General features: G+C 68.3%; 1 pseudogene. It reads right to left on the bottom strand.

Annotation, left to right across the window (positions count from 1 at the left end):
- Positions 1–961 (bottom strand): annotated as a pseudogene (locus POF73_RS45765) (alpha-1,4-glucan--maltose-1-phosphate maltosyltransferase); the annotation flags it as partial.

The following is a 961-nucleotide window of genomic DNA, read 5'->3' on the forward strand; positions in this document are numbered from 1 at the left end:
GGCGTTGAGCCTGGTGATCAGGGGGGTGATGGTGCGGCCCTCGTGTTCGGCGGTGGCCCAGTCGCGGGGGCGGATCTGGTACTTCTCCGAGTCGTGGTACTCCTCGCTGCCCGGGCGCAGGGGGGTGTTCTCGCACAGTTCGTAGCCGCTGTAGATGCCCCAGGTGGGGGAGAGGGTGGCGGCCAGGACGGCGCGGACCTCGAAGGCGGGGCGGCCGCCGTTCTGCAGGTAGGCGTGGAGGATGTCGGGGGTGTTGGCGAAGAAGTTGGGCCGCATGTAGGCGGCGGCCTCGCCGGACAGTTCGGTGAGGTAGTCGGTGAGTTCCTCTTTGCTGTTGCGCCAGGTGAAGTAGGTGTAGGACTGCTGGAAGCCGATCTGGGCGAGGGTGTGCATCATCGCGGGGCGGGTGAAGGCCTCGGCCAGGAAGATGACGTCCGGGTCGGTGCGGTTGATGTCGGCGATCACCTGCTGCCAGAACAGGACGGGTTTGGTGTGGGGGTTGTCGACGCGGAAGATGCGCACGCCGTGGTCCATCCAGTGCCGCAGGACCCGCAGGGTCTCGGCCGTCAGGCCGTCCAGGTCGGCGTCGAAGGCGATGGGGTAGATGTCCTGGTATTTCTTCGGCGGGTTCTCGGCGTGGGCGATGGTGCCGTCCGGGCGGTGGTGGAACCACTCCGGGTGTTTGTGTACCCAGGGGTGGTCGGGGGAGCACTGCAGGGCGAAGTCGAGGGCGATCTCCAGGCCGAGTTCGCGTGCGGTGGCGACGAAGGTGTCGAAGTCGTCGAGGGTGCCGAGGTCGGGGTGGACGGCGTCGTGGCCGCCCTCGGGGGAGCCGATGGCCCAGGGCACGCCGACGTCGTCCGGGCCGGCGGACAGGGTGTTGTTGCGGCCCTTGCGGAAGGTGGTGCCGATGGGGTGGATGGGTGGGAGGTAGACGACGTCGAAGCCCATCGCGGCGATG

The sequence above is a fragment of the Streptomyces sp. HD genome (assembly GCF_028369295.1).
Lineage (GTDB): Bacteria > Actinomycetota > Actinomycetes > Streptomycetales > Streptomycetaceae > Streptomyces.